Annotated in this window: 27 protein-coding genes, 1 pseudogene and 1 CRISPR repeat array (1 of these 29 only partly in view); of the genes and pseudogenes, 23 read left to right on the forward strand and 5 right to left on the reverse strand. The window is 28.3% G+C overall.

The genetic code is table 11. The annotated features are described in order from the left end of the window. Positions 1-126: 126 nt before the first annotated feature. From I6H46_RS03415 to I6H46_RS03435, 5 genes are all read left to right on the forward strand, one after another. Positions 127-393, forward strand: a complete 267-nt coding sequence (locus tag I6H46_RS03415) for a hypothetical protein (protein ID WP_019118974.1) — start codon at positions 127-129, stop codon at positions 391-393. Next, positions 394-753: a GntR family transcriptional regulator gene (locus I6H46_RS03420; RefSeq protein WP_019118973.1), complete on the forward strand. Its 360-nt coding sequence runs from the start codon at positions 394-396 to the stop codon at positions 751-753. It begins immediately after the preceding gene. Continuing rightward, on the forward strand, positions 753-1,442 hold the full coding sequence (locus I6H46_RS03425; RefSeq protein ID WP_019118972.1) for an ABC transporter ATP-binding protein: 690 nt from the start codon (positions 753-755) through the stop codon (positions 1,440-1,442). Before I6H46_RS03420 ends, I6H46_RS03425 begins: the two co-directional genes overlap by 1 nt. After that, a complete protein-coding gene (locus I6H46_RS03430) occupies positions 1,435-2,247 on the forward strand; it encodes a hypothetical protein (protein WP_200226157.1) in 813 nt (270 codons plus the stop codon). Before I6H46_RS03425 ends, I6H46_RS03430 begins: the two co-directional genes overlap by 8 nt. Before the next feature lie 65 nt (positions 2,248-2,312). Beyond that, on the forward strand, positions 2,313-3,239 hold the full coding sequence (locus tag I6H46_RS03435; protein WP_019118970.1) for a type I phosphomannose isomerase catalytic subunit: 927 nt from the start codon (positions 2,313-2,315) through the stop codon (positions 3,237-3,239). Positions 3,240-3,276: 37 nt separating this feature from the next. Here the strand turns inward: I6H46_RS03435 and I6H46_RS03440 are convergent, their stop codons facing one another. After that, positions 3,277-3,825: an energy-coupled thiamine transporter ThiT gene (locus I6H46_RS03440; RefSeq protein WP_019118969.1), complete on the reverse strand. Its 549-nt coding sequence runs from the start codon at positions 3,823-3,825 to the stop codon at positions 3,277-3,279. A 153-nt stretch (positions 3,826-3,978) separates the two neighbouring features. Here I6H46_RS03440 and I6H46_RS03445 point away from each other — a divergent pair, with 153 nt between their 5' ends. The 9 genes from I6H46_RS03445 (at position 3,979) to I6H46_RS03485 (ending at position 11,677) form a co-directional block, all read left to right on the forward strand. Next, positions 3,979-4,920, forward strand: coding sequence for a diacylglycerol/lipid kinase family protein (locus I6H46_RS03445; protein WP_019118968.1), 942 nt, complete (start codon positions 3,979-3,981; stop codon positions 4,918-4,920). An 81-nt stretch (positions 4,921-5,001) separates the two neighbouring features. Next, complete coding sequence (locus I6H46_RS03450; RefSeq protein WP_019118967.1) at positions 5,002-5,481, forward strand: CarD family transcriptional regulator; 480 nt, start codon at positions 5,002-5,004, stop codon at positions 5,479-5,481. A gap of 17 nt (positions 5,482-5,498) precedes the next feature. Then, positions 5,499-6,599, forward strand: coding sequence for a PIN/TRAM domain-containing protein (locus I6H46_RS03455; protein ID WP_019118966.1), 1,101 nt, complete (start codon positions 5,499-5,501; stop codon positions 6,597-6,599). Between the two features lies 1 nt (position 6,600). Then, positions 6,601-7,290 carry a 2-C-methyl-D-erythritol 4-phosphate cytidylyltransferase gene (gene ispD, locus I6H46_RS03460; RefSeq protein WP_019118965.1) on the forward strand — a complete coding sequence of 230 codons (690 nt, stop codon included), beginning with the start codon at positions 6,601-6,603 and terminating at the stop codon, positions 7,288-7,290. A gap of 1 nt (position 7,291) precedes the next feature. Continuing rightward, entirely contained in the window at positions 7,292-7,768 is a 477-nt protein-coding gene (ispF, locus tag I6H46_RS03465) for a 2-C-methyl-D-erythritol 2,4-cyclodiphosphate synthase (RefSeq protein ID WP_019118964.1), read from the forward strand. A gap of 57 nt (positions 7,769-7,825) precedes the next feature. Next, positions 7,826-8,995, forward strand: a complete 1,170-nt coding sequence (metK, locus tag I6H46_RS03470; RefSeq protein WP_019118963.1) for a methionine adenosyltransferase — start codon at positions 7,826-7,828, stop codon at positions 8,993-8,995. An 8-nt stretch (positions 8,996-9,003) separates the two neighbouring features. Beyond that, positions 9,004-10,053 (forward strand): rod shape-determining protein, encoded by a 1,050-nt coding sequence (mreB, locus tag I6H46_RS03475; RefSeq protein ID WP_019118962.1) that lies wholly within the window; start codon positions 9,004-9,006, stop codon positions 10,051-10,053. After that, positions 10,053-10,742 carry a 2,3-diphosphoglycerate-dependent phosphoglycerate mutase gene (gene gpmA, locus I6H46_RS03480; RefSeq protein WP_019118961.1) on the forward strand — a complete coding sequence of 230 codons (690 nt, stop codon included), beginning with the start codon at positions 10,053-10,055 and terminating at the stop codon, positions 10,740-10,742. The genes mreB and gpmA overlap by 1 nt, the downstream gene beginning before the upstream one ends. A gap of 74 nt (positions 10,743-10,816) precedes the next feature. After that, the gene (locus tag I6H46_RS03485; RefSeq protein WP_200226159.1) at positions 10,817-11,677 is read left to right on the forward strand and encodes a DegV family protein; all 861 of its coding nucleotides are present in this window, start codon (positions 10,817-10,819) and stop codon (positions 11,675-11,677) included. 63 nt (positions 11,678-11,740) lie between these two features. On the opposite strand, the pseudogene I6H46_RS03490 reads toward I6H46_RS03485, so the two are convergent. Continuing rightward, positions 11,741-12,540 (reverse strand): annotated as a pseudogene (locus I6H46_RS03490) (transposase). A gap of 189 nt (positions 12,541-12,729) precedes the next feature. Here I6H46_RS03490 and I6H46_RS03495 point away from each other — a divergent pair. Then, on the forward strand, positions 12,730-14,094 hold the full coding sequence (locus I6H46_RS03495) for a DUF438 domain-containing protein (RefSeq protein WP_019118953.1): 1,365 nt from the start codon (positions 12,730-12,732) through the stop codon (positions 14,092-14,094). 256 nt (positions 14,095-14,350) lie between these two features. Here the strand turns inward: I6H46_RS03495 and I6H46_RS03500 are convergent, their stop codons facing one another. Genes I6H46_RS03500 through panD form a run of 3 tightly spaced genes read right to left on the reverse strand, consistent with a single transcriptional unit; the run spans position 14,351 to position 16,587 of the window. Continuing rightward, on the reverse strand, positions 14,351-15,307 hold the full coding sequence (locus tag I6H46_RS03500; RefSeq protein WP_019118948.1) for a bile acid:sodium symporter family protein: 957 nt from the start codon (positions 15,305-15,307) through the stop codon (positions 14,351-14,353). A 2-nt stretch (positions 15,308-15,309) separates the two neighbouring features. Continuing rightward, positions 15,310-16,149, reverse strand: coding sequence for a pantoate--beta-alanine ligase (panC, locus tag I6H46_RS03505; RefSeq protein ID WP_019118947.1), 840 nt, complete (start codon positions 16,147-16,149; stop codon positions 15,310-15,312). 54 nt (positions 16,150-16,203) lie between these two features. Further along, entirely contained in the window at positions 16,204-16,587 is a 384-nt protein-coding gene (gene panD, locus I6H46_RS03510) for an aspartate 1-decarboxylase (protein ID WP_019118946.1), read from the reverse strand. A 467-nt stretch (positions 16,588-17,054) separates the two neighbouring features. On the opposite strand from panD, the gene I6H46_RS03515 reads away from it, so the two are divergent. The 8 genes from I6H46_RS03515 to cas2 are packed head-to-tail and all read left to right on the forward strand — an operon-like array spanning position 17,055 to position 25,483. Further along, positions 17,055-17,741, forward strand: a complete 687-nt coding sequence (locus I6H46_RS03515) for a CRISPR-associated endoribonuclease Cas6 (RefSeq protein ID WP_200226162.1) — start codon at positions 17,055-17,057, stop codon at positions 17,739-17,741. Between the two features lie 11 nt (positions 17,742-17,752). Next, a complete protein-coding gene (locus I6H46_RS03520) occupies positions 17,753-19,522 on the forward strand; it encodes a hypothetical protein (RefSeq protein ID WP_200226164.1) in 1,770 nt (589 codons plus the stop codon). Next, on the forward strand, positions 19,509-20,462 hold the full coding sequence (locus I6H46_RS03525; protein ID WP_019118943.1) for a type I CRISPR-associated protein Cas7: 954 nt from the start codon (positions 19,509-19,511) through the stop codon (positions 20,460-20,462). Before I6H46_RS03520 ends, I6H46_RS03525 begins: the two co-directional genes overlap by 14 nt. A 1-nt stretch (position 20,463) precedes the next feature. Beyond that, positions 20,464-21,201, forward strand: a complete 738-nt coding sequence (gene cas5b, locus I6H46_RS03530; protein WP_019118942.1) for a type I-B CRISPR-associated protein Cas5b — start codon at positions 20,464-20,466, stop codon at positions 21,199-21,201. After that, a complete protein-coding gene (locus tag I6H46_RS03535; protein WP_019118941.1) occupies positions 21,191-23,713 on the forward strand; it encodes a CRISPR-associated helicase/endonuclease Cas3 in 2,523 nt (840 codons plus the stop codon). Before cas5b ends, I6H46_RS03535 begins: the two co-directional genes overlap by 11 nt. Further along, positions 23,710-24,195 carry a CRISPR-associated protein Cas4 gene (cas4, locus tag I6H46_RS03540; protein WP_019118940.1) on the forward strand — a complete coding sequence of 162 codons (486 nt, stop codon included), beginning with the start codon at positions 23,710-23,712 and terminating at the stop codon, positions 24,193-24,195. Before I6H46_RS03535 ends, cas4 begins: the two co-directional genes overlap by 4 nt. A gap of 8 nt (positions 24,196-24,203) precedes the next feature. Next, positions 24,204-25,202 (forward strand): type I-B CRISPR-associated endonuclease Cas1b, encoded by a 999-nt coding sequence (cas1b, locus tag I6H46_RS03545; RefSeq protein ID WP_200226166.1) that lies wholly within the window; start codon positions 24,204-24,206, stop codon positions 25,200-25,202. Further along, positions 25,202-25,483, forward strand: a complete 282-nt coding sequence (cas2, locus tag I6H46_RS03550; RefSeq protein WP_200226168.1) for a CRISPR-associated endonuclease Cas2 — start codon at positions 25,202-25,204, stop codon at positions 25,481-25,483. The genes cas1b and cas2 overlap by 1 nt, the downstream gene beginning before the upstream one ends. A 135-nt stretch (positions 25,484-25,618) precedes the next feature. Continuing rightward, positions 25,619-25,717: a CRISPR direct-repeat array (repeat unit 30 nt; unit sequence GTTGATTATTAACATTTGATGTATTGAAAT); it runs 2,366 nt beyond the window's last position.

Here is a 25,717-nt window from a genome sequence, read left to right on the forward strand (position 1 = left end):
TTTAGTGTATTTTATTTTTTAATTTTAAAAATTAAAAAAAAACTTTACAAAAATAAAAATCGGGGATATAATATTATTGTATTAAGAGAGCGATACAATAATACAAAAATACAAAAAGGAAAGTGAATGAATATTTTAAAAATAATTTTGCCTATGGGGCTTTTGGGTTTTTTGTTTGTATTTATTATAAAAAAACTTGAAAAAAGCGAAAAAATTAAAGGAAAAAATCAAAATCATAAAAACAAGCAAAATTATTTGGCAGAAGGTATGACTATCGGAATGAGTTTTGGTATAATTTTTGGTTCTTTGTACGATAATATTGGAACTTTTCTTCCGATTGGAATGTTGATTGGTTTGGTTGTTGGGCAAGCGATAGAAAAAAAGGAGGAATAAATGGAATTTGATAATGATAGACCCATTTATCTTCAAATTTTAGAAGATTTTAAGTCGAAAATTTCAAGTGGCGAGTGGAAAGCTGGCGATAAAATTGATTCTGTTAGAAATCTTGCCAAGGATTATGAAGTAAATCCAAATACTGTCCAAAGAGCTTTGGCTGAACTTGAACGAGATGGGCTTTGCAAAAGCCAAAGAACTAGTGGAAGATTTGTAACTGATGATAGGGATTTGATAAAATCTTTGTCAAAAAATGCTTTTGAAATAATTTGTGAAGATTTTATTAACAATGCAAAAAATTTAAAAATTTCAAAAGAAGATGCTCTTGATGGTCTTGATAAATTTTGGGAGGTGGACTAATGTTAGAGATTAAAAATTTATCTATTGCATACAAAAATAAACTTGTTTTAGATAAGCTAAATTTATATTTTAAAAAAGGAGAAATTGTTGGGCTTTTGGGACCTAATGGATCGGGAAAAACAACTTTGCTTAGAATTCTTGCAGGTCTTGAAAAAAATTATAAGGGCGAGGTTAAAATTAGTGGAGAAAATCCAGACTATCTTACAAAATCATTTGTATCCTACCAACCAGACCATCTTCCTTTGGACAAATCATATAATTTGATTCAAATTTCAAATTTATATGACGAATTTTTTGAAGATTTTTCCAAGGAAAAATTTGAAAAAATAATTAGAGATTTTAAACTTGATATGAAAATGAAGATAAAAAATATGTCAAAGGGTATGAAAGACAAGGTGCAAATTGCTCTTTCTCTTTCAAGAAAGTCCGATTTATATCTTTTGGATGAGCCAATGAGTGGGATTGATCCTGCAAGTAGGAGAAAAATTATGGATGTAATAATTGATAATTTTGATTCGGAAGGTCTTATGATTATTTCAACTCATTTGATTAGTCAAATCGAAAGACTTTTGGATAAGGTTGTATTTATTTCTGATGGAAAAATTATTTTGGAAGAAAATATTGATGATTTAAGACAAAATCACAAGATGGGAGTTGAAGAATACTTTGAGGAGGTTTTCAATGGCTAAATTATTAAAACACCAATTAAAAGAAAATATTAGGGACATAATTCCTTGGATGGTAATTCCTTTAATTTTGTCAGTTGTATTAAATTACATAAATTTATATTTTGATTCAGCGTTTTTGGATTTTATAACAGTTCTTTCGATGCTTGTTATGTATTCATCCTTTGCAATTTCTATGATAATTGTAATATTAAATGACTACAAGAAATTTTATGGAGATCAAGCTGCCTTTTATGATGTCCTTCCTGTAAAAGATAAAGATGTAACCACATCAAGGATTTTAAACATAATGATCCTTGCCTTACTTGCAGGCCTTGTATTTTTGCTAGAATTTTTTGGATTTTTAGTTATTTCGACAGGACAAGATGGAATAGGAATAAAAGAATTGTTTGACCAAATAAAAAGCTTTTTTGATCAATTTCCATCAAAAACATTAATAATGGGGATAATAACACTGATATTTTCCTTGCTTGCAACTTTTACAAGAATTTTAGCCTCAATCAGCATAGGCTCAAGCAAAACTTTTAAAGATTTGGGAAAATTTGGACCAGTTTTAGTCTTTATTTTGATAACAATAATAATTTCGATTTTAGGACTAACGTTTGGTGTTAAATTTTTAGAAACATTCTCAGTAAATGTATCAAAAAGTTCAAGTCAAATACAAAACGGTTTCTATTTAAGCAAAATAGAAACTATAGAAGAATTAACAAGAGTAATGGGGTTCGGTACTATTTTAAACATAGTAGTATCAGCAGTTCAAATCTATCTTACAAACTTCTTCCACAAAAATAAATTGACAGTAGCATAAGAATAAGCCCAAGCTTTATCCTTGGGCTTTATTTTTTTCTTAGTATAATAAAAAGGAGGTGACTTATGGAAAAAATATTATTTTTAGAAGGGAAATTTGTAGAAAAAATTTGGGGAGGAGAAAGACTTAAAAAAGAATTTCCCTACCAATTTGAATCAGAAAATATAGGAGAATATTGGGCGATTTCTGCTATGAAAGAATTTCCATCAAAAATTTTAAAGGGAAAATATAGGGGAAAAAATTTAGATGTTTTATACCAAAATCACAAAGAACTTTTTGGAAATGAACAAAAAGAAAATTTTCCTCTTTTGATAAAATTAATAGATGCGAATGATGACCTATCAATCCAAGTCCATCCAGATGATGAAATGGCAAAAAAAGAAAATTCCTACGGCAAAAGTGAGTGTTGGTATATTTTAAATGAAAATCAAGCCCAAATAATCTATGGATTAAAAACAAAAAACAAAAAAGAAGCCATTGACGTAATAGATAAGGAAAAATGGGAAGATTTATTAAAAGAAGAAAATTCAAAAAAAGGAGATTTTTTTAAAGTGCCAGCTGGCATGGTTCACGCCATAAAAAAAGATTCTTTGATTTTGGAAATCCAACAAGCATCAGATATAACTTACAGACTTTACGATTACGATAGAGTTGATAAAAATGGAAATAAAAGAGCTTTGCACCTAGAAAAATCAAAAAAAGCCTTAAAGTGCCTAGACACAGAAAAAATCCACGAAAATTTAGAAAAAAATACGGAGATTTTGTATGATAATGAGTATTTTACAGTAAAAAAAATAAATGTAGAAAAAGAAATTTCGTTTGAAAGAAAAGAGCCATATATTTTACAAAGCATAATAAATGGGCGTGGGGAAATTATAATAGATGATGAAACATATCCAATAAAAAAAGGAGATTTTTTTATAATAACAAATTATGCCAAATCCTATTCTTTTAAAGGAAATCTAGAAATTGTAGAATCATCTTCAAAATAAAAGACCATCGGAAGATGGTCTTTTTGAATTATTATTTCTAATTTTGTTTATCTAAAAAATTTTTTACCCTATCAAAAATAAGCAAAAATACAATTATTAAAATAAAAGCATCAGCTGCTAAGAAAGAATAATTATATGCAAAAGCATAGAGGGTAAAGTTGTTAAAGCCAGCTGCTTTTGCTGTCGCCATGTCGTTAAAGAATATAAAAGCACTAATCACATTAAAAGCTCCACTTACTAAATATGAAATTATTATTGATGGAATGTATGAATATTTGCTTTTATTTTTGCTAAATGATAGACCTGCAAGGGCAATTGCTGAAAATGAAAGAATATAATCAAGAATTGCTTGGGCTGGATGAATTACATATCCTCCAAAAACCATATTCAACAATCCCAAAATTCCTGCAGCCAAAAGTCCTTTTTTAGCTCCCCACCTTATTGCAAAAATTATAATTGGAAGTCTAGATGCAAGAGTTACTGAACCTCCTAGAGGCATTTTAAACAAAACTACAAAAGAAAGTACAAAAGAAAGGGCGATTGACACTCCTCCTTCGACTATAAATCTTGTATTATTTTTCTCCATATTTTACTCCTTTTTTTCTGTTATATTTTATATAATAACAATTTTAAGTATATCATGTTAGTTGATAAATTGGAATTAAAATTAGCTAATACTTTAAAACTTAGCAAATGTAAGTAAAATATAAATATATTATTTACAAATTTGAGGGATAAAATGAAAAAGTTATTATATATATATAATCCGATGAGCGGGCAAAGAACTATAGGAAATTATTTAAGCTCAATTGTTGAATATTTTAGCAAAAATTCTTATTTTCCGACGGTTTATGCAACGCAAAGAGCGGATGATGCGAGAGAAAAAGTAAAAGAATTTGCCAAAGAATATGATGAGATTTTGGTAAGCGGTGGTGACGGAACCTTGGATGAAGTTGTTTCTGGTGTTTTAAAAGCTGATGCAAATTCTATAATCGGATACATTCCAACAGGTTCAACAAATGATTTTTCAAGGTCATTAAAAATTCCTTCTGACATAAAAAAATCTAGCAAATATGCTATAAAAGGCGAAGTTATGGATGTGGATGTAGGGCAATTTAATTCTAAATTTTTTACCTACGTTGCAGCCTTTGGTTCAATTGCCCAAGTTTCTTACGAAACTGACCAATCAATGAAAAATATTTTTGGACGATTTGCTTATATTTTGGAGGGAGTAAAAACTGTTTCAAATTTAAAATCTTATAAGGCAAAAATAAAAATTGATGAAGAAATTTTTGAAGGAGAATTTATTCATTTTATGGCAACAAATTCTGTTTCGGTTGGAGGCTTTAATAATTTTTACAATAAAAATATTGGTCTTGATGATGGAATTTTTGAAGCTGTTTTAATTAAAAAACCAAAAGGATTAATAGAACTAAATCAAATTATCGATGGGCTTAGGAGCAAAAAAGAAAATGATAATGTGATTTTTAGGTCTGGTTCTGTTTTTAAAGTTGAAAGCGAAGAAAAAATTGATTGGACTTTGGACGGCGATTTTGGAGGCTCTTATAAAAAAAGTGAAGTAAAAGTTTTAAACAGAGCTGTAAAAATGAGAACGGGCTTTTCAAAAGATAGTAAGGAGTTGATTTCGAATAGGAAAAAAAGTATTGACAAAAGAATATAGTGGTAGTATACTGTAAAATTATTTGATTTTACTATTTTGGCAAAAAAGGTTATAATAAAAGAGAGAACCTAGGAGGTCAAAATGTTTAAAATCGGTGATAAAATAGTTTATCCTATGCATGGAGCTGGGATAATTGATTCTGTAGAAACCAAAGAGTTTTTAGGCGAGGAAAAAGAATATTTTATACTCAAAATGCCTATAGGTAACATGGATATATCAATTCCAAAAGCGAATATCAACAAAATGAATATTAGAGATGTTATATCCAAAAAAGAAGGAGAAGAAATACTTGCAATTCTTGAACAAGATCCTAAAGATTTAAATTCTAATTGGAATCTAAGATATAGAGAAAATCAAGAAATTTTAAAAACTGGAGATATTTTCAAAATTGCAAATATGGTAAGAGACCTTGTTGCCTTAGACGATGATAAGGGACTTTCAACAACGGAAAAAAAGCTTTTAAATAGGGCAAGAAGAATTATGGCTAGCGAATTAGTCATGTCAGGCTCTCTCGAAAGAGATGAGGCAGAAAAAATGATTGATGAATCAATCGGATTATAAAAAATTAGGAGAAGATAATGTTAAATAGAATATTTCGAATTATGTTTTCTGTAATTGGAGCTATTCTAGGCATATCTGTATTAAAATTGGTACTATCTGTTGTGGATTTTACAATAGGTAGTTCTGTTTTTTTCATTGCAGTAAATGTTTTAGTGGCTTTATTATTTGCAGGCATATTTTATTTTCTATCAGGTTTTATTTACAAAATGATGGAAGATGTATTTATGAAGTTAGAAAAATACTTAGAAGATTTACCGCCACTTAGTGTGGCAGTTGGAATAAGCGGGGTAATTGTAGGTTTAATTTTAGCCTTTCTTGCAACCAAACCATTAAGCTCTTTGTCTTTACCAGTAGTTGGTAATTCAATTTTTGTGCTATTATCTATTATTATTTATTTGGGCTTTGGACTTTTGGGTTGGAGAATTGCATCAAAATATCCTGACAAGTATCCTCAAACATTCCAAAAAGTAAAAAATGTAAAAATATCAAATAGAAGAGAAAATAAAAAAGAAATTTCAAAGGATACATCCTTAAAATTAATTGACACATCAGTTTTAATTGATGGAAGAATTTTGGATATTATAAAGATTAATTTCATTGAAGGAAAATTAATAATTCCAGAATTTGTCCTAGAAGAACTTCAACACATAGCCGATAGTCCCGACGATTTAAAAAGAGAAAGAGGTAGACGTGGGCTTGATGTTGTAAAAGAAATCAAAAAAAATAAAGACATAAATCTTGAAATCACTTCAAAAGATTATCCAGATATAAAAGAAGTAGATTCAAAGCTTTTGAAATTTGCCCAAGATACAGGAGCAAAAATTTTTACAAATGACTACAATTTAAATAAGGTTGCAGATGTTCAAGGAATTACAGTTTTAAATATAAATGATTTGGCAAATGCAATGAAAACCAAGGTTTTGCCTGGAGAGATAATGGAAATTGAAGTTATCAAAGAAGGAAAATCTAGAAATCAAGGAGTAGGTTATCTTGAAGATGGAACAATGGTTGTAGTTGAAGATGGAAAAGATTTAATTGGAAAGAAAATAAATACAACAGTAACCAGTGTTTTACAAACATCGGCTGGAAAAATGATATTTGTAAGAGCAAAGGAATAATATGATAGACGGCAAAAAAATTTCAGCGGTAATTACAGCAGCAGGTAATGGATTAAGGATGAAATCTGACAAGGCAAAACCATACATAGAAATTATGGGCAGAAAAATTCTAGAAATTAGCCTTGATACCATTGTAAAACTTGACCAAATTGACCAAATAATTGTAGTAATTAGAAAAGATGATGAAAATTATTTGAAGGATATTTTAAAAAAATATGACAAGAAAATTTCCTATGTTTTTGGGAAAGAAACAAGAGAACTTTCAACTTATGAAGGCTTAAAAGCTGTAGATAAAAATTCAAAATTGGTCTTAACCCATGATGGGGTAAGACCTTTTGCAAGTAAAGAATTATTTGAAAAAGTGCTAGAAAATTTAAAATACTATAAGGCTGTAATAAGTGCGGTAAAATCAAAAGATACGGTAAAAATTGTAGATGAAAATTCTTTGGTAAAAACTACACCACTTAGAAAAGAAGTTTACAATGTTCAAACTCCTCAAGCCTTTGATAAGGAAATGATTTTGGATTTTTACGAAAAATATACACAAAGTAATTTTACAATAACAGATGATAGCCAGCTTTTTGAAATATATAGTGATGAAAAAATAAAAGTAGTTGAAGGCGAATATTCAAATATAAAAATGACTACACCAGAAGATTTGATATTTGCCAAGGCGTTTTTAGAGGATTAGTATGAGAATCGGAATAGGATATGACGTTCACAAATTAGTTGAAAATAGAAAATTAATTTTGGGTGGAGTTGAGTTTCAATATGAAAAAGGACTTTTGGGCCACTCAGATGCAGATGTTTTGGTTCATGCCATAATGGATGCGATTTTGGGAGCCTTAAATCTTCCAGATATTGGAAATTTATTTCCAGACACTGATGATGAATTTAAAGATATTTACTCAATAAAACTTCTTGATAGGGTTGTAAAATTAATGGAAGAAAAATCTTACAAAATTGGAAATTTAGATACAGTTATAATTTGTGAAATGCCAAAAATTTCTCCGAAAAGAGAAGAGATTCAAAAAAAATTGGCAAAACATTTAAAAACTGATATAGAAAATGTATCAATCAAGGCATCAACCTCAGAAAAATTATCTTTTACAGGACGTGGAGAAGGAATTGAGGCAAGAGCTGTAGTTTTGTTAGAAAAAATTGATTAAAATATAACAATTCAAAATAATTTAAGGTATAATTATCCTTAAAAGAAAGGACTTAATATGAAAAAATTAATTACTTCAGAATCAGTAACAGAAGGACATCCAGATAAAGTCTGCGACCAAATTTCTGATGCGATTTTAGATGAATGTTTAAAGCAAGATAAAAATTCGAGAGTAGCTTGTGAATGTGTAACAACAACAGGTCTTGTCTTGGTTGTTGGAGAAATTTCGACAAATGCTTATGCGCCAATAGAAAATATAGCAAGAGATACAATCAAAGAAATAGGATATGATGATCCAAAATTAGGATTTGATTATCAAAACGTAGCAGTTCTTACATCACTTATAGAACAATCTCCTGACATTGCTCAAGGCGTAAATGATTCAATGGATTTTAAATCTACAAATGACAAATACGACAAAATTGGAGCGGGCGATCAAGGAATGGTTTTTGGTTATGCAGATGATGAAACAGAAGAATATCTTCCATTGTCAGTTGTTTATGCACAAAAACTTTCTAAAAGACTTGCTCAAGTTAGAAAAGAAGGAATTCTTGATTATTTAAGACCTGATGGCAAAAGCCAAGTTACAGTAGAATATGATGATGACATATTAAAAAGAGTAGATTCTATAGTAATTTCAACTCAACATTCAGAAGAAGTAAGCCTTGAACAAATCAAAAAAGATGTAATAGAAAAAGTAATCAAAGAAGTTATTGATCCAAAATACATCGACGATGCTACAAAATTCTATATAAATCCAACAGGAAAATTTGTAATTGGTGGACCAAAAGGAGATTCTGGACTTACAGGAAGAAAAATAATCGTTGACGCTTACGGTGGATATTCAAAATCTGGTGGCGGAGCATTTTCTGGAAAAGATGCAACAAAAGTTGACAGATCAGCAGCTTATATGGCAAGATATGCAGCAAAAAATATGGTTGCAGCAGGTCTTTGCAAAAAATGTGAAATTGGTGTTGCTTATGCAATTGGAGTTGCAAAACCTCTATCAATTTATGTAGATAGTTTTGGAACTGGAAAATATGAAGATGAAAAACTTACAGAAATTGTAAAAGAAGTTTTTGATTTTAGACCTCAAGCAATAATTGATAAATTAGATTTACAAAGACCAATTTTCAAAAAAACCGCAGCTTACGGACACTTTGGAAGAAATGATGAAGATTTTACTTGGGAAAAATTAGACCAAGTTGATAAATTAAAAAATAAATAGGAGAGGCCATGTCAAGGTTAAGAAAAAGTGTGGCAATAGATTTGGGAACAGCCTCAGTCCTTGTTTACGTTGAAGATAAGGGGATTTGCTTAGAAGAACCTTCAGTTATAGCAAAAGATACACTCACAGGAAAAATTCTTTCAGTTGGAAAGGATGCAAAAAAAATTTTGGGAAGAACTCCTGGAAATGTAATTGCATTAAAGCCTTTAAAAGACGGAGTAATTGCAGATTTTAATGCAACAGAAGAAATGCTTAAATATTTTTTGAAAAAATCCTTGAATAAATCTTTATTTAAACCTGATTTATTGATTTGTGTTCCAAGCAAGGCAACTCAGATTGAAAAAAGAGCAGTTCTTCAAGCAGCAGAAAACGCAGGAGCTCATAGAGTTTATTTGATAGATGAACCTCTCGCAGCAGCGATTGGTGCAGATATAGATATAACAGATGAAAAAGGGAATATGGTTATAGATATTGGAGGAGGAACTTCAGACATTGCAGTAGTTTCTATGGGACAAATCGTAACAAGCGATTCTATAGAAATTTCTGGAGATACTTTCGACAATGATATAAAAGATCATATAAGAAACAGATATAGGATGCTTATTGGCGAATCAAGTGCAGAAATGATAAAAATAAAAGCTCAAGAAGCAGACTATACAGATTCAATCGAAGTTGTAGGACGACTTATAGAAGATGGACTTCCATCAAGAATCTATCTTCCAGTTGGAGAAATTTATTCTTGCTTACTCCCATCAATTGATAAAATAATAAATGGAGTAAAAAATGTATTAGAGCAAACACCTCCAGAATTAGCTGCAGATTTGTATGAAAGAGGTATATTTTTAACAGGTGGCGGAGCATTAACCTTGGGACTTGCAAAAAGAATCAATGAAAGACTTCAAATTGATGTAAAAATTGCCCAAGATCCAAGAGAATGTGTAATAAAAGGAACAGCAAACGCCCTAACATGGATTGACAATATTGATGAAGAAAAGAATGAGTCAATGAAAGCCAAGCAAAAACAGCTTGAAAAAAAGGAAAAAATGAGGAGAAGATAATGACAAAAAAATTAGTTTTCGTAAGACATGGACAAAGCGAATGGAATCTTGCCAATAAATTTACAGGTTGGGTAGATGTAAATTTATCAGACAAGGGAGTAGAAGAAGCAAAAGATGCTGGAAGAAAAATAAAAGATGCTGGAATAAAATTTGATATAGCTTATACATCAATTTTAAAAAGAGCAATCAAAACTTGTAACTTTGCCCTTGAATACTCTGACCAATTGTATGTGCCAGTTGTAAAATCTTGGAGATTAAACGAACGTCACTATGGAGCATTACAAGGATTAAACAAAAAAGAAACAGCAGAAAAATATGGAGATGAACAAGTTCATATTTGGAGAAGATCATACGATACACTTCCACCAGCTTTAACAGACGAAGAAGCAAATGCACAAGCAAGCGAAGATAGATTTAAAGAATATCCAAAAGATATAATTCCAGTTGCAGAAAATTTAAAAGTAACACTAGAAAGATGTCTTCCATTCTATATAGACAATATAGCAAAAGATTTAATCGATGGAAAAACAGTTTTAGTAGCAGCACACGGAAATTCTTTAAGAGCTATGGCAAAACATTTAGAAAAAATTTCAGATGATGACATAATGGATTTAGAAATCCCAACAGGACAACCATTAGTTTACGAATTAGATGACCAATTAAACGTAGTAAAAAAATATTACTTATAAAAAAAGACATAAGGCCTCAAAACTTTTTGTTTTGAGGCTATTTTTTTGAGAAAAAATAATTAGAAGAGGATAAAATGGAGAAAATAAAAATAATAGTAGATTCAGGAAACTCGATTAACCTGGAAGAAGCAAAAAAATATAACATAGGCATAGTCCCATTCAAAATACATTTTGGAGATACAAGCTACACGGACCAAATAGATTTAGAAAGCGAAGAATTTTTTGAAAAATTAAAAAACACAGAAGAAAAAGTTAGCACATCAATACCAGGAGTAGGAGAATTTGTGGAAATTCTAGAAAAATATATAGAAGAAGGCTACAATAAAATCCTATGTTTTTCAATATCATCCCATCTTTCAGGAATGAATAATATGATGAATTTAGCAAAAGATCATATAGAAAATAAAAATGTAACAATCGATATAATAGATACAAAAATAGCATCACTACCCCTATATTTTATAGCAACAAAAGCAGCAAAATCAGCTATAAAAGGAAAAAAATACGAAGAAATTTATAAAAGAGCAATAAAAGATGTAGAAAAAGCAAATATATACGTAAGAGCAGAAAGTCTTGACTACCTTGTAAAAGGAGGTAGATTACCAAAATCAATAGGAAAAGTTGCAAATCTTATAAATTTCACACCGATTTTTACAATGAAAGACGGAGAAATAAAAATAGCAAAAAAAGTTATAGGAAGAAAAAAATCATTCCAAGAAATAGCAAAAATCATAAAGAAAAAAATAAAAGATAAAAAAGAATACGGTCTAGCAATAGGCGGCGGAGCAAGCTTTGAAGAAATAAAAATAATAAAAGAATTGCTAAAAGAAGAAATAAAAAATGCAAAAATATATAAAGAAATGACAGTACCCCCAGTATTCGGAGTCCATTTAGGACCAAAATCAATACTTGTAAGTGTTGTAGATTATGAATAGTAAAAAGTAAAACAAGCGAAGACATCGCTTCAGAGCGTCGGCAAACCTCCTAATAAAACAGGTTTATCGACACTTTTTTATATTTATTCTCAAATATATTAATTTTTCAAATAATATAGTAAATTGAGAAAATTTACCTCCATTATCTTCTGATTTATCAAGTAATTTTGCTAGTTTTTTCATATTTAGGCACGCAAAAGTTAGTGCTGCTTTCATACTCATTTTTGCTTTTCCTATCATGTTAGTATATCTAAAGCTATGGTATTGTTTTGCACTTGCGAATAGTCTTTCTATTGTTTCTTTTCTTTGCTTGTATTCAGCTTTTCCTGCTTTAGTTAGTCTATATCTTTCACAATAGTCTATGTATTCTTGCCAGATATGTCTGATTATTACTTTTACCTTGCTTTTAATTTGTTCTTTATTTTTCTTTCTGATTTTTATGTCTGTTGGCATGTGCTTTTACATGGGTTGAGTCTACAAATTGTATTTTTGCGTCTACGAATCCATAATTCATTGCTTGGTCTAGGATATTTTCGAATATTTGAGTGAATAGGTCTGTATTTTTAAATCTTCTTTCATAGTTTTTACCGGAAGTTGAAAAGTGTGAAACTTTATCGTAGAAGTCCAGTCCTAAGAACCGACGAGGCTAGGTTTACTTCTACTTCTCTTATTGTTTGCCTCATGCTGTTTATGTTGAAGAAGTATTGTAGGATTACAAGTTTTATTAATACTACTAGGTCGTATATGAAGTTGAAGTCTATGTGTTTATCTATTTTTCTTAATATGTGATTTTTTGGAACTAGTTGTTCTACTGATACCATTTGGACTTGTTCAGTATTATTATTTTCGTTTTTATGTAGAATAACTTCCTCCATCTTTAGTATATTTATACCCATAGATAGCTTGATTTAAGCGTTTATTATATAGACAAAGTAGATGAAATTGCGTTTTTCATCTACTTTGTCTACAGTCTGAAGCAAGATAAATCTTGCTTTTTTTATTTAAATAATAGACATTATCAATTGAAGAGTATAATAATATTGGAGGATATTATGGCTAAAAAAATTGATATTAATAAGGCGATTTATGATTTAGTTAATCGTGATGATAAATTGAAAGAAGATCTTATAGGTCTTGGTTTTAAAAATCTTTCCAATCCTCTTATGCTTAAAACTATGGGCAAAAAAATGTCTATTAGACGCGGGGCAAAGATGGTTGGAATTGACAATGTTGACAAAAAGTTAGAAGATTTGGGGTATGAAATTATAAACTCTTATGATGATTTTGAAGTTAAAAATAGAAGAAATCTGATTAAATCTTATGTAAAAAGATTGTCAGAGGGTGAGGATCTTGAAAGTGTTAGAAAGGATTTTGTAAAAAATTTCGAAAATGTTTCATCTTCTGAAATTATGGATGCTGAGGAAGCTCTTCTTGAAGGGGGAGTTGATAGGGCTGATGTTCAAAGGCTTTGTGATGTACATTCCTCACTTTTTCATGGGAAAACGGAAAGTGAAGGAGGAAAGGATTTGAAATTAATTAATATTTCTGGTCATCCTCTTAGGTTTTTCTTTTTGGAAAATGAAAAAATTAAAGAACTTATCGATTTAGGAGAAAACAGTCAAGATTTGGAAAAAATTAAAGATATTTCTAATAAAATCACTTCACATTATAGGAAAAAGGGGGATTTGATTTATCCTTTGTTAAAGGAAAATTACAATAAGCCAGGCCCATCTGAAATTATGTGGGGAGTTGATATTGAAATTTCTAAAAATTTCAAAAAAGCTTTCAAAAAATCTGATTTTGATGATGTCAAAAAAGTATTTGAAAGAGCAAGGGAGATGACTTATAAGGAAGAAAATATCTTGTATCCTTTGATGGAAGATGTGATTTCAAATGAAGATTTTTTAGGTCTTTATGAGGATTTGAAAGATTATCCTGATGATATAATCAAAAAAGAAATTTGGGATGATGGAGAAAATACAAATAATGAGAAAGATTCTATGGATGGATATATTAATTTTTCTAAGGGAAAGATGAAAGTTGACGAGCTTGAGGCTCTTCTTGATACTTTAGAAATTGAGATAACTTTTGTAGATAAAAATGATATAAATGCTTATTATAATAATATAAAGAGTGAAAAAATTTTTAAAAGGGCTAAGACATCTTTGGGAAGAGAAGTTTATTCATGTCACCCACCCCAAGTTGAGCCAATTGTAAGAAAGCTTATCGGTGAATTTAAAAAAGGTAGCAAGGATAAATTTCAAATCATAAAAAACATAAAGGGCAATGACCACGCTGTGACCTACTATGCAGTTAGGGATAAGAACGGAAATTATTTAGGAGTTTTGGAAACTGTCCAAGATCTTTCTTTCTACAAATCTTATCTTGATATTTGGGATAAGGCTAAGAAGAAATAAAAAAAATCCTTTTTATTTTAAATCTTAATTATTTAATAAATTAATATAAAAGTGATTTATAGTTTGACAAAGAATCCAAATAATTCCAAACCACTCATGCTCAACAGCAAACCTAACATATTATTTTTACGGTTACAGAAATGATGATCTTGAAAAAATAATAGAAGTTGATATAAGAGGAAACTCCCAAAAGTAAGAAATATAAAATAAAGATGAGGATTAATTTCCTCATCTTTTTTGATTAAATATTTAAAAATTATCTTTCCCTAGCAAAGGCAAGATCTTTTTCGTCTTTTCTTCTGATTGATGCGAAAATTGAACCTGAAATATTGTGCCAGATTGAAAAAATTGCTCCTGGAAGGGTTGCTAGTGGGTTTAGGGCAAAATTTGCTGTTGCAAGTTGGATTGCAAGGCCTGAATTTTGCATTCCAACTTCGATTGAAAGGGCTGTTTGCTTGTCGTAATCCATTTTGAAAATTTTTGCAACGCCAAGTCCTAATAAAAGTCCTAGGGCATTGTGAATCATTACTATTAATAAAACGATTAGTCCAGATTTTGCAATTTTTTCTGCATTTGCTCCGATTATTCCTGAAATTATTAAAATAATTGCAAGGGATGATATTAATGGGAAAATTGATTTTGATTTTTCCATTTTTTCGGGGCTTAAATTTTTTGCAAAAATTCCCATCAAAACTGGTATTAAAACGACTGTAACAACTGATTTAAACATGGCTAAAATTGAAACTTCAACCCATCTTCCTGCCAAAAGATAAACCAAAAATGGTGTAACTATTGGGGCAAGAAGGGTTGATAAAATTGTCATAGAAACTGACATTGAAACATTTCCGCCAGCTATGTGAGTTATTACATTTGACGCGGTTCCTCCAGGACAAGATCCTACAAGAATTATTCCCAAGGCAATATCCTTGTTTACGTCAAATCCTACCGCTAAAATCCATGCAAGCAAGGGCATAATTGTAAATTGTGCCAAGGCTCCTATAAAAATATCCCTAGGATTTTTTAAAATTTTCTTAAAAGAATCTGAATCTATGGATGTTCCCATTCCAAACATGGCAAGGGCAAGAAAAATTGTTGTGTAATTTGTCATCCAAGAAAAATAATCTGGGATAAAATAGGCTACAACAGAAAATATTACAATAATTAAACCGATATTTTGAGTTATTTTATCTGAAATTTTTGAAAATTTTTCCATCTTTATACCTCATAAATAAAATTATCGATCAATCTAGTTTTTCCAATATATACTGCAATGGCTACCAAGGTATCTTTATTGAAATTGTCCACGTCTTTTATTGTTTCAAGGTCAACTGCTTGGATGTAGTCGATTTTTGCAAGTTTTTCTGATGAAATTATTTCTTTCATTTTTTCCAAAACTTCACCTACACTTGCTCCATTCTTTGCTATTTTTTCCCCCTCAAAAATTGCTTTTGAAAGGCAAAGAGCAGCTTTTCTTTCGTCAGTTGAAAGATAAGTGTTTCTTGAAGACATGGCAAGTCCGTCGTCTTCTCTTACAATTGGGCAAGCAACAATTTCAACTGGAATATTTAAATCAAAAACTAATTTTTTGATGATTGAAAGTTGTTGGGCGTCTTTTTGTCCAAAATACGCCCTATTAGGGCCAACAATATTAAATAATTTTGTACAAACAGTACAAACGCCCCTAAAATGTCCAGCTCTTCTTGCGCCACACAAATTATCAGAGAGACCTTCAATATCAACAAAGGCTTTTTTGTCGTGATACATTTCTGAAGGTTCAGGATTAAAAATAAAATCAGCTCCCAAGTCTTCGCACAATTTGCTATCAGCGTTTATATCCCTTGGATAAGCCTCCAAATCCTCATTTGGTCCAAATTGGATTGGATTTACAAAATCAGAAACAACTACGATGTCATTTTCTGAAACTGCTTTTTTAATTAGGCTTGCATGTCCCTTGTGCAAAAATCCCATTGTAGGAACAAGGCCAATTGATTTTCCCTCTTTTTTAAAATCCTTTAAAACATCTCTCAATTCATCAATTTTTTTGATAACTTTCATTTTCTTCTCCTCTAAAAATATTTAGAGATAGCCTATTACACCACTAAAATTTATTTACACTAAAGTTCCATGTTTTTCGTAAGATGAAATTTTTTTGATTTTATTTTTATCATCAACAAAAACAACCTTCGGACTATAATTTTCTAAATCTTTTTCATTATAAGAGGCATAAGCCATTATAATAACCAAATCATTAGGCGAAAAATGTCTTGCCGCAGCACCATTTAAACAAATAACACCGCTATCTTTCTCGCCAGCAATCGTATAAGTTTCAATTCGATTTCCATTGTTAATATTAACTACTTGCACTTTCTGATACTCTCTAATTCCAGCTGCATTGAGCAAAGCCTCATCAACAGTAATAGAACCAACATAGTCAAGTTCAGCCTGAGTCACAGTAGCCCTATGAATTTTTCCTTTTAACATTTCAATTTCCATAAAATCTCCTTAAAAAAAGCAAGGTAAAAGCAGTTTATATTTAATAAACAGACAAAAACCTTGCGCAAGTAACAAAATATTTTGAGTCTCACTAAATATATAAGCTCATTTTTAAAAATTTAAATATAATGGTGTAAAAGAGTATAGTTTTAAAACTTAAATACTATCTCTAGGGGTATTATAAATCATTAATATAAAATTAACAATGTGTGGGGGAGAAATTTTTTAAAAATAATATAAACTTTTTAAAACAATAATGAACTTGTGGTTAAAATTTTCATAAGAGGTAGAGTATTTATATATTTAATTAGTAACTTGATAAGTATTGAAATACTAAAAATTAAAATATTGGACTGATTATTAACATAAGATGTGAAATAAATTTGACAAAATTTTCAAAGATGATATTATAAAAATATAATCAACTAATAATTAAAATATTATAATTATAGAAAGGAGATGAGAAAATGAAAGTTTACGAACTAAAAATTAGAACATTTTTATTAGAAGATATTGATTCATCAGATTCTTTGGAATTCATTTCAAAATCAATAATTTCTTATTTGTCAGAAAATGAAAAATTTTTAAATATGCATAATGCAAAAAATTATAAATCCTATTGCCACGATAATCTATATCCAATAAAAAAGTTCTACAAAAAAAATATGGTTTATCAGTATAGAATTAGGTCAGTTAATGAAGAATTTGTAAATTATATTTTAAATGGGTTTTCTGATTACAAGGATAAGGTTTTCAAAAACTTGACTGTGGATGTTAGGATAATTCCAAAATCACCGATTTCAAAATTATTTACCTTAAATCCTATAATAATAAAAAATGATTTTGGATATTGGAAAGATAATTTTACTTTAGAAGAATTTGAAAAGAGAATTACAGACAATTTAATTAAAAAATACAAATTTTTCATTGATGAAAATGTAGAAGAGGGGAAATTTTATACAAGTCTTAAGATTTTAAATGAAGGGCCAATCGCTTTTAAATTTAAAAACATAAAACTTTTGGGAGATAAGCTTGAACTTGAAATAAATATGGATAAAAGAAGTCAAGACCTAGCTTATTTTGCACTTGCTGTAACTTTTAGCGAAAATGCAGCTTATGGGGCAGGATTTTTGGGCTACAAATATTTAATTTAGGAGGTGATTATGTGCTAGAAGAATGTTTGGAGATTTTTAAAAAAAATTTGGATGAAGATCCTGATATGGTTTTGAGAGGATATATTCCCAAAGACGGTAAATATTATCTTGTTACTATGAAAGAAAAAGGTCCTTGGGAAGTAAGTCCAAGTTTTAAGATTAAATATAACAAAAAAGAAAAGAAAATTGAAAATCAACCATTGAACTATTCTTTTATTAGAGATTTGGATTTTAATTCCAATCTCTTAAACATGAACAAAAGCATAGACAATAAAAAAGCGATCCATAGTTCTAATTATTATAGTTTTTTCTTCAAGGAAAATTCTTATGAAGATAAGATTAATAAAGATGCAATAGAAAGATATTTTTCAATTTTAAAAAATCCACTCAAAAAATATAAGGATAAAAATGCAAAAAATCTTTATTTGGAGAATGAAGAAAAACTGGGTGGCGTCAATGTAGATGAGGCTGAAAAAATCGAAAAGTGGCTTATTGAAAATATTGATAATAAAAATATCTTTGATATTGATACAAGCTCAAAAGATTATTTCAAAATATTTTTTGTCTATGAAGATGAAGAAAAAACAAAAAAAGCTTACCAAAGAGAGCAAGATAGGTATTTACTTACCAATTTATTTAATAAGAATAAATATAATATAGAAGTTAATGGAAAAACTTTTGGTGTTTCTGATGATAATTTAGGAATAGATGGTAAAAAGCCTTATTTGGAAAATTTATCTAGAAAAGTAAAACAACCATATCTAATAAGTATGGATACGGCAAAGCTACAAAATTTATTTTTTTCTTACCTTTCTTCATCTGTAAAAAGAGGAAATAACAAAATATATTTTAATACAGTAAATAAAGAAATAGGTTTTGAAAAAAATAAGAATTTTATAGGATTTGAATTGTTCTTGTATCCTGAAAAAAAAGAGGCAGCTATTTTGGATTATAATATTTATTCAAATGATTTTGATGATATAGAAATTCAAATTAACCAATATATTGAAGAGTATTTGCCAGAAAATGCTAAGGCAGATGATTTTTCTAAAAGAGAAGAGAAATACGGTCTTGTTACTGAAAAAAATATACTTTTAAATAAAATAGATGCAGTTTTTTTCTATAATTATTACCAAAGAAATAAGTATAATTTGGATAATTTAAATATAAAAGAATTAAATTTCAAAATTATAATTTTAAACTATGGAAAAAGTCTGGAAGTTGCAATAATAAATAATAAGAATAAAGAAGTTGTAAGGATCTTAGATAAGCTTTTGAAAGATTCTATTAAATATTCTCTTACAAATGATTATAAGACCAAGGCTATTACTCAATTTAATTATTATTTATCTTTAAAAGAATATTTTAAAAAAAAGGAGGAAAATTACATGGATTTTCAAGAAAAGATGAAAAGAAAATTAGAATCAGCAGGAGATATTTCTCTTGAAGGTGATGAAGAAATTTTGTTTGCCCTAGGACAAGTTTTGAGAAAATTGCTCAATCATTCAAAGATTAGCGATAAAAATTTAACCTTTATTAGAAATTTCTTGGATGAACAAAAAACTTCTAAGATAATTGAAAATTTAAAACATTTGCTTGTAACTTATGCCCACAATATTAGCACTAAAGATGTAAGATTTAACAGGGCAGTAAGCCAAATTCTTGTTTATGAATTTGAAAAGGAAAAGGCTGATGATAAGTGGATAATGGCAGGATTTTTAGAAGAATCATATCTTTATGGAAAAAAACTAAGTGAAGGAGAAGAAAATGACAGAGCTTAATAAGAGAGTTTATGGAATTATTGGTATAGGATCAAAGATGGCAAATTGGAATGCAGATTTTTCTGGATTTCCAAAATCTTTGTCTTCTGGTGAAATTTTTGGATCAGATAAGGCTTTAAAATATACAATGAAGAAAAAATGGTCTGAACAAGGCGAGAAGGTGATTTATATAAAAAGTTACATAATAGATAATAAAGGAAATCTAATACCTAGAACTTTAAAAGAAAGGTATGAACAAGTTTTTGATACAGAAATAAAGTCTGGTGAATCAGAAAAAATTTTGACTAACTTGTTTTCTGCAACAGATGTAAAAAATTTTGGAGCTACTTTTGCAGAAAAAGGAAATAATATTTCTATAACTGGAGCTGTGCAAATTTCCCAAGGGATGAACAAATATGAAGATAGCAGGGCTCTAGATCAACAAATTTTATCTCCTTTTAGAGACCCTAATGCAAAAGAAAAAAGTAAATCAGGAGAAGATGCTCAAAATTCTACTTTAGGAAATAAAATTGTATCAGATGAGGCTCATTATTTTTATTCTTTTGTAATAAATCCAAAAGCTTATGATGATTACAAAAAATTAGGAGTTACAGAAGGCTATAGCGAAAAAGATTATGAAAAATTCAAATTAGCAGCAATTGATTCTGCAACTTCATACGCAACGAATGCAAAAGAAGGAGCGAACAATGAATTTTCTATGTTTGTTGAAACAAAATTAGATACTTATCTTCCAAGTCTTGCAAATTACATTGAATTTGAAAAAAATTTTGAAGAAAACTTAAAAGATAAGATAATTTTCACAGGAAAATCTATTATAGAAGAAAGAAATGATATAGAAAAAATTCAAATTTATTACGATAATGAAAAAATTGACTTGGTTGATTTTCCAGACAATATAGAAATTTATAATATATACACAAGAGAAAAAATCGAGGCTTAATATGAAAGCTTTGAGATTTAGATTAAGTGGGAAAACAGGTTTTTTCAAACAGCCAGATGTAAATACTTATCTATATTATACTTATGGACAAATTCACAGAGTTGCCCTTCTAGGACTTTTGGGAGCAATTGTTGGGTACAAAGGATATAACGAAAAAGGCAGGGAAAAATATCCTGAGTTTTATAAAAAATTAAAAGATCTTAAAATTTCTATAGTTTCAGAGGGAAATGATGGGATTTTTGATAAAAAGTTGCAAATATTTAATAATTCTACAGCTTTTGCATCGAATGAAGAAGGTGGAAATCTAATAGTAAAACAAGTTTGGCTAGAAAATCCTTCATGGCTAATTTATATTTTATTAGATAGTGACCAAAGTGAAATGATAAAAGAATATATTTTAAATAAAAAAACAATTTTTACTCCTTATCTTGGAACAAATGATCACATGGCAAATATTAGTGATTGTGAAATTGTTGATATAGAAAAAAGTGATAAAAATATTATAAATTCCATTTTTTGGGATGAAGATTTTAAACTAAGGCTAAAAAGTAAGATTTATAAATATGAAGAAAATCTTCCGTTTTTCTTAGAAGAAGACACCGAAAGATATATAAGAAAAAAAACATTAGCAAGTAATGGAGAAGTTAGAAAAAAATCAGATAAAAATGTCATATTTAAAGATTTAGATAATAATTTAAAACTTGTCTTTTACAGTGAAGAAGGAATTTATGAAACTTGATTTTATAGTTAAAAATTCTGACAATTATCTAGCCCATATTGATGGAGTTGGAGATAGTAAAGAAAAATTACAAGATCACATAAATAAAACTTTTAAATATTATAAAAAAATTCTAGAAGAAAAAAACTTGGGGAAAGTCTTTGAAAGATTTTTCCTAAGTATTTTCGATGAAAAGGAAGGATATACATATTTTAAAGATTTAATAGATTCAGTAATTTTGTTTCACGATTTGGGAAAGATAAATTCTAGATTTCAAAGAAATAAATTAAAAAACTTTGAAATAGACCTTACAGATTTGGGGATAGAAGGTCAACATTCTATACTTTCATCATTTATTTACCTTTATATTTTTGTTGGAAAAACTAGAAACTTAAAAATTGATGATAAATTAAAAGAAAAATTATATTATCTTATTTTTTTAAATGCCTTTGTAATTTCAAGACATCATAGTGATTTATCAGACTTTTCATATTCAATTCATAATTTTTTTGATTTATTTATTGATGAAACAAGTAAATTTTACAAAACTTTAAAATATTTAAAGAAAGATGAAAACATAAAAGAAGAATTTTTTGATGATTTTGAAGAAATTTCAAATGATATTATGGATTTAATCTATGATTTTGATATGGATTCTTCTTATAAAGATTTCAAAAAATCAAAATCAAAAGAAATATACATCTACACAAGACTAATCTACTCTATTTTAGTTTCATCTGACTTTTATGCTACAACTGATTATATGAATGGATATAAGACAAAGCTTCCAAAAATTGACCAAAATGACCTTATTAAAATATATAATAATTCGAAACTTATAAAAAATATTAGAAAAAGCCAAAAAAGCAAGTCTTATGAGAAAAAAGAAAATATAAATGATCTTAGGACAAAAATTTTTCTAAATGCAGAAAAAAATTTAGAAAAGGAAAGTGATAAGAATATATTTTTCCTAGAAGCTCCTACAGGTTCTGGCAAATCTAATACTGCTATGAATTTATCTTTCAAATTATTAAATGATCAGATTAATAAAATAATCTATGCCTATCCATTTAATACCTTGGTGGAGCAAAATAAAAATACCCTCTTAAAATATTATAAAAAAACCAGTATTGAAGAAAAAATTTCAATTATAAATTCAATAACTCCAATTGGAAAAAGTGACAATGATGATTTTATGAGAGATTGGGATTATTATATAAAATCTTTATTGGATAGACAGTTTCTCCACTCTCCATTTATCATCACATCAAATGTAGGGCTGTTTAATACGCTTTTTTCAAACAAAAGAAAAAATATATTTGGTCTTTATCAAATTACAAATTCTGTCATTGTTTTGGATGAAATTCAAGCTTATAGAGAAGATTTGTGGAATGAAATTATAGAAATGTTGGAAATTTATGCAAAGATTTTTAATTTAAAAATAATTATAATGTCAGCAACTCTTCCTGACTTATCAGCTTTATTAAATGATGATAAAAAGAAAAATATAGGAAAATTAATTAAAAATCCAAGAGAAATTTTTGATGAGCCTTTATTTAAAAATAGGGTCAAAATAAACTATGATTTGTTAGATTTGGGAAAGATTGACTATGATCATCTTTTAAAACACATGAAAGAAAATATAGGAAACCATCAAAAAATATTGGTTGAATTTATTAGAAAAAAAGATGCGGAAAATTTCTTTAAAATTTTAAATGAGGAGGAATTTTTTAACCAATATAATATTTTGATTTTAACAGGCGATGATAATTTGAGAAGAAAGTCTCAAGTTATCAGACAGATAAGTGGAGAAGTTATTAAAAAAACCATATTAATTGCGAGTCAGGTCGTAGAAGCAGGTATTGATATTGACATGGATATTGGTTACAAAGATATATCTATGCTTGAAAATGAAGAACAATTTTTGGGAAGAATTGGAAGATCGGCTTTAAAAAATGATGCTGTAGCATATTTTTTTGATATGGCAGATGAAAAGAAAATTTATAAAAATGCCCAAGATATTTTGACATTAAGAAATAAGGATAGAAGAAAAGATCTTGAAACAAAAGATTTTTCTAGATATTTTGCCTTAAAATTACAAAAAGCAAAAAATGATAGGGATGAATATGCCTATATAAATTTTGGAAAAGACCTTATTAAATTAAATTTTGAAAAAATATCCAAACACATGGAATTAATTGATGATAATAGGCAAATGATTGAATTATTTTTAAATAGAAATTTAAGGATAAATGGAAAAGAAATAAATGGATTTGAAATTTGGGATCAATACGTAAACCTTATTGAAAATAAAGATATGAATTATAGTGAAAAAATTGTAAAACTTTCAGAAAAGAAAGCTCAAATGTCAGATTTTCTATATAGAATTACAAAAAGAGATTTTGTAAAATATATTGGAAAAGCAAATGATATAATAGGAAATCTTGTTTATATAGAAGATGGGGAAAAATATATTTACAATGAAAGATTAAACTATAAAAATGAAAATGATGAATTTGAGGACATAATATGAATGGAACAATAATAAATTATTATTTTCATTGCAAAAGGCAGTGTTATTTATTTGCAAATAAATTGAATTTCGAAGATAACAGTGAACTTGTAAAAATAGGAAAAGAAATCCACCTAAATAAAAGCAAAAACAAGAAAAATTCTGAGATAAAAATAGACAATATAGTAGTTGATAAAATTACAGATAAATATTTAGTAGAAATAAAAAAGTCAGATGCAGACAAAGAAGCTGCTAGATGGCAGCTTTACTATTATCTTTATATATTGAAGAAAAAAGGAATAGTCAAAAAAGGAAAATTAGAATTTGTTGAAAACAATAAAGGTAAAAAAATAGAATATTTGGACTTAGATGATAAAAAAGAAAAAGAACTAGAAAAATTACTTAAAGAAATAGAAGAATTTATTTCAAAAGAAAAAATCCCAAAATTCAAAAAAATTAAGGGATGTACCAAATGTGCCTATTATGAATATTGCAAAATCTAGGTGGGAATATGGGAAAAACAAAATATCTTTTAACAGATGGACAAATAAAAAGAAAAGACAATTCCTTGTGCTATAGAGTAAATGGAAAAAATGTTTATATACCAATAGAAAGCATAAGAGAGCTTTACATACTAAGTGAGACTACAATAAATACAAAATTATTAGATTTTCTTGCAAGTAAGCATATAGTCCTACATTTTTTTAATTATTATGGAAACTATTCAGGAACATTTTATCCAAGGGAAAAATATATAAGTGGAAAACTTTTAGTCAAACAAGTAGAAGCATACAATAAAAAAAGGATAGAAATAGCTAAAAAAATTGTAGGAGCAATAGGGAAAAATATCTACCAAGTTCTTTATCATTACTATAAACATGATCAAAAAGAAGTTAAAACTTTCCTTGATTATCTAAAAAATGAAATTCCGAATGAGCTTGAAAAATCAAATAACATAAAACAAGTTTTATATATAGAAGGAAAAATTTGGCAAGGATTTTACGATTCTTTCAAATATTTTCTAAATGAAGATTTTATTTTGAATAAAAGAGTAAGAAGACCTCCTGATAATCCAATAAATGCCCTAATATCATTTGGAAACTCACTTTTATACACAAAAACTATAACAGCAATCTACAGGACTCACTTAAATCAAGCCATAAGTTATTTACACGAACCAAGTGAATCAAGATTTTCTCTTTCCCTAGATATGAGTGAAGCTTTCAAGCCTATAATAGTATTTAAAACAATATTTGATTTGGTAAATAATAGAAAAATTAGAGTAGAAGATCATTTTTTAAAAGAGCAAAATTATTGTATTTTAAATGATGAAGGTAAGAAAATATTTATAGCAGCTTTTGAAAAAAGAATAGAAACAAAATTTAAAAATGAAAAATTAAAAAGAAATGTGAGCTATCAAACACAAATAAAACTAGATTGCTATAAATTAATAAAATATATACTAGAAGACAAAGAATTCGAACCTTATTTATTAGAAAGGAAATATTGATGGGGAAAAATTACAATTATGTATTTCTATTCTATGATGTTGGAGAAAAAAGAGTAAATAAAGTCTTTAAAATTTGCAAAAAATATTTAACTCACCACCAAAATTCAGTATTTAGAGGAGAAATAAGCCCGTCAAAAATTATTGCTCTAAAAAGAGAAATTGAAAAAACAATAAAAAAAGAAGAAGACTTTGTAACAATAATAAAAATGTACAACAAAGAATCCTTTGAAGAAGAAACTATAGGAAAATACAAATCATTAGAAGAAGACCTAATCATATAAATACCAGCAAAAACAAAAGAATTTGAAAAAATAAAGAAAAGAAAAAAATAGAAATAGCTGGTAAAAAATCAAAGAATCTCATAAAATGGGTAATATATTGATAGGATGTATATTTAAAATGTGCATTTTATATTGGTTGATTATTAACATTTGATGTATTGAAATGATAGAGAATATAAAAATTTTAAGTTGTCTGGTGCTAGTTGATTGATAACATTTGATGTATTGAAATCT

The sequence above is a fragment of the Anaerococcus obesiensis genome (genome assembly GCF_016599815.1).
GTDB classification, from domain to species: Bacteria; Bacillota; Clostridia; order Tissierellales; family Peptoniphilaceae; genus Anaerococcus; species Anaerococcus vaginalis.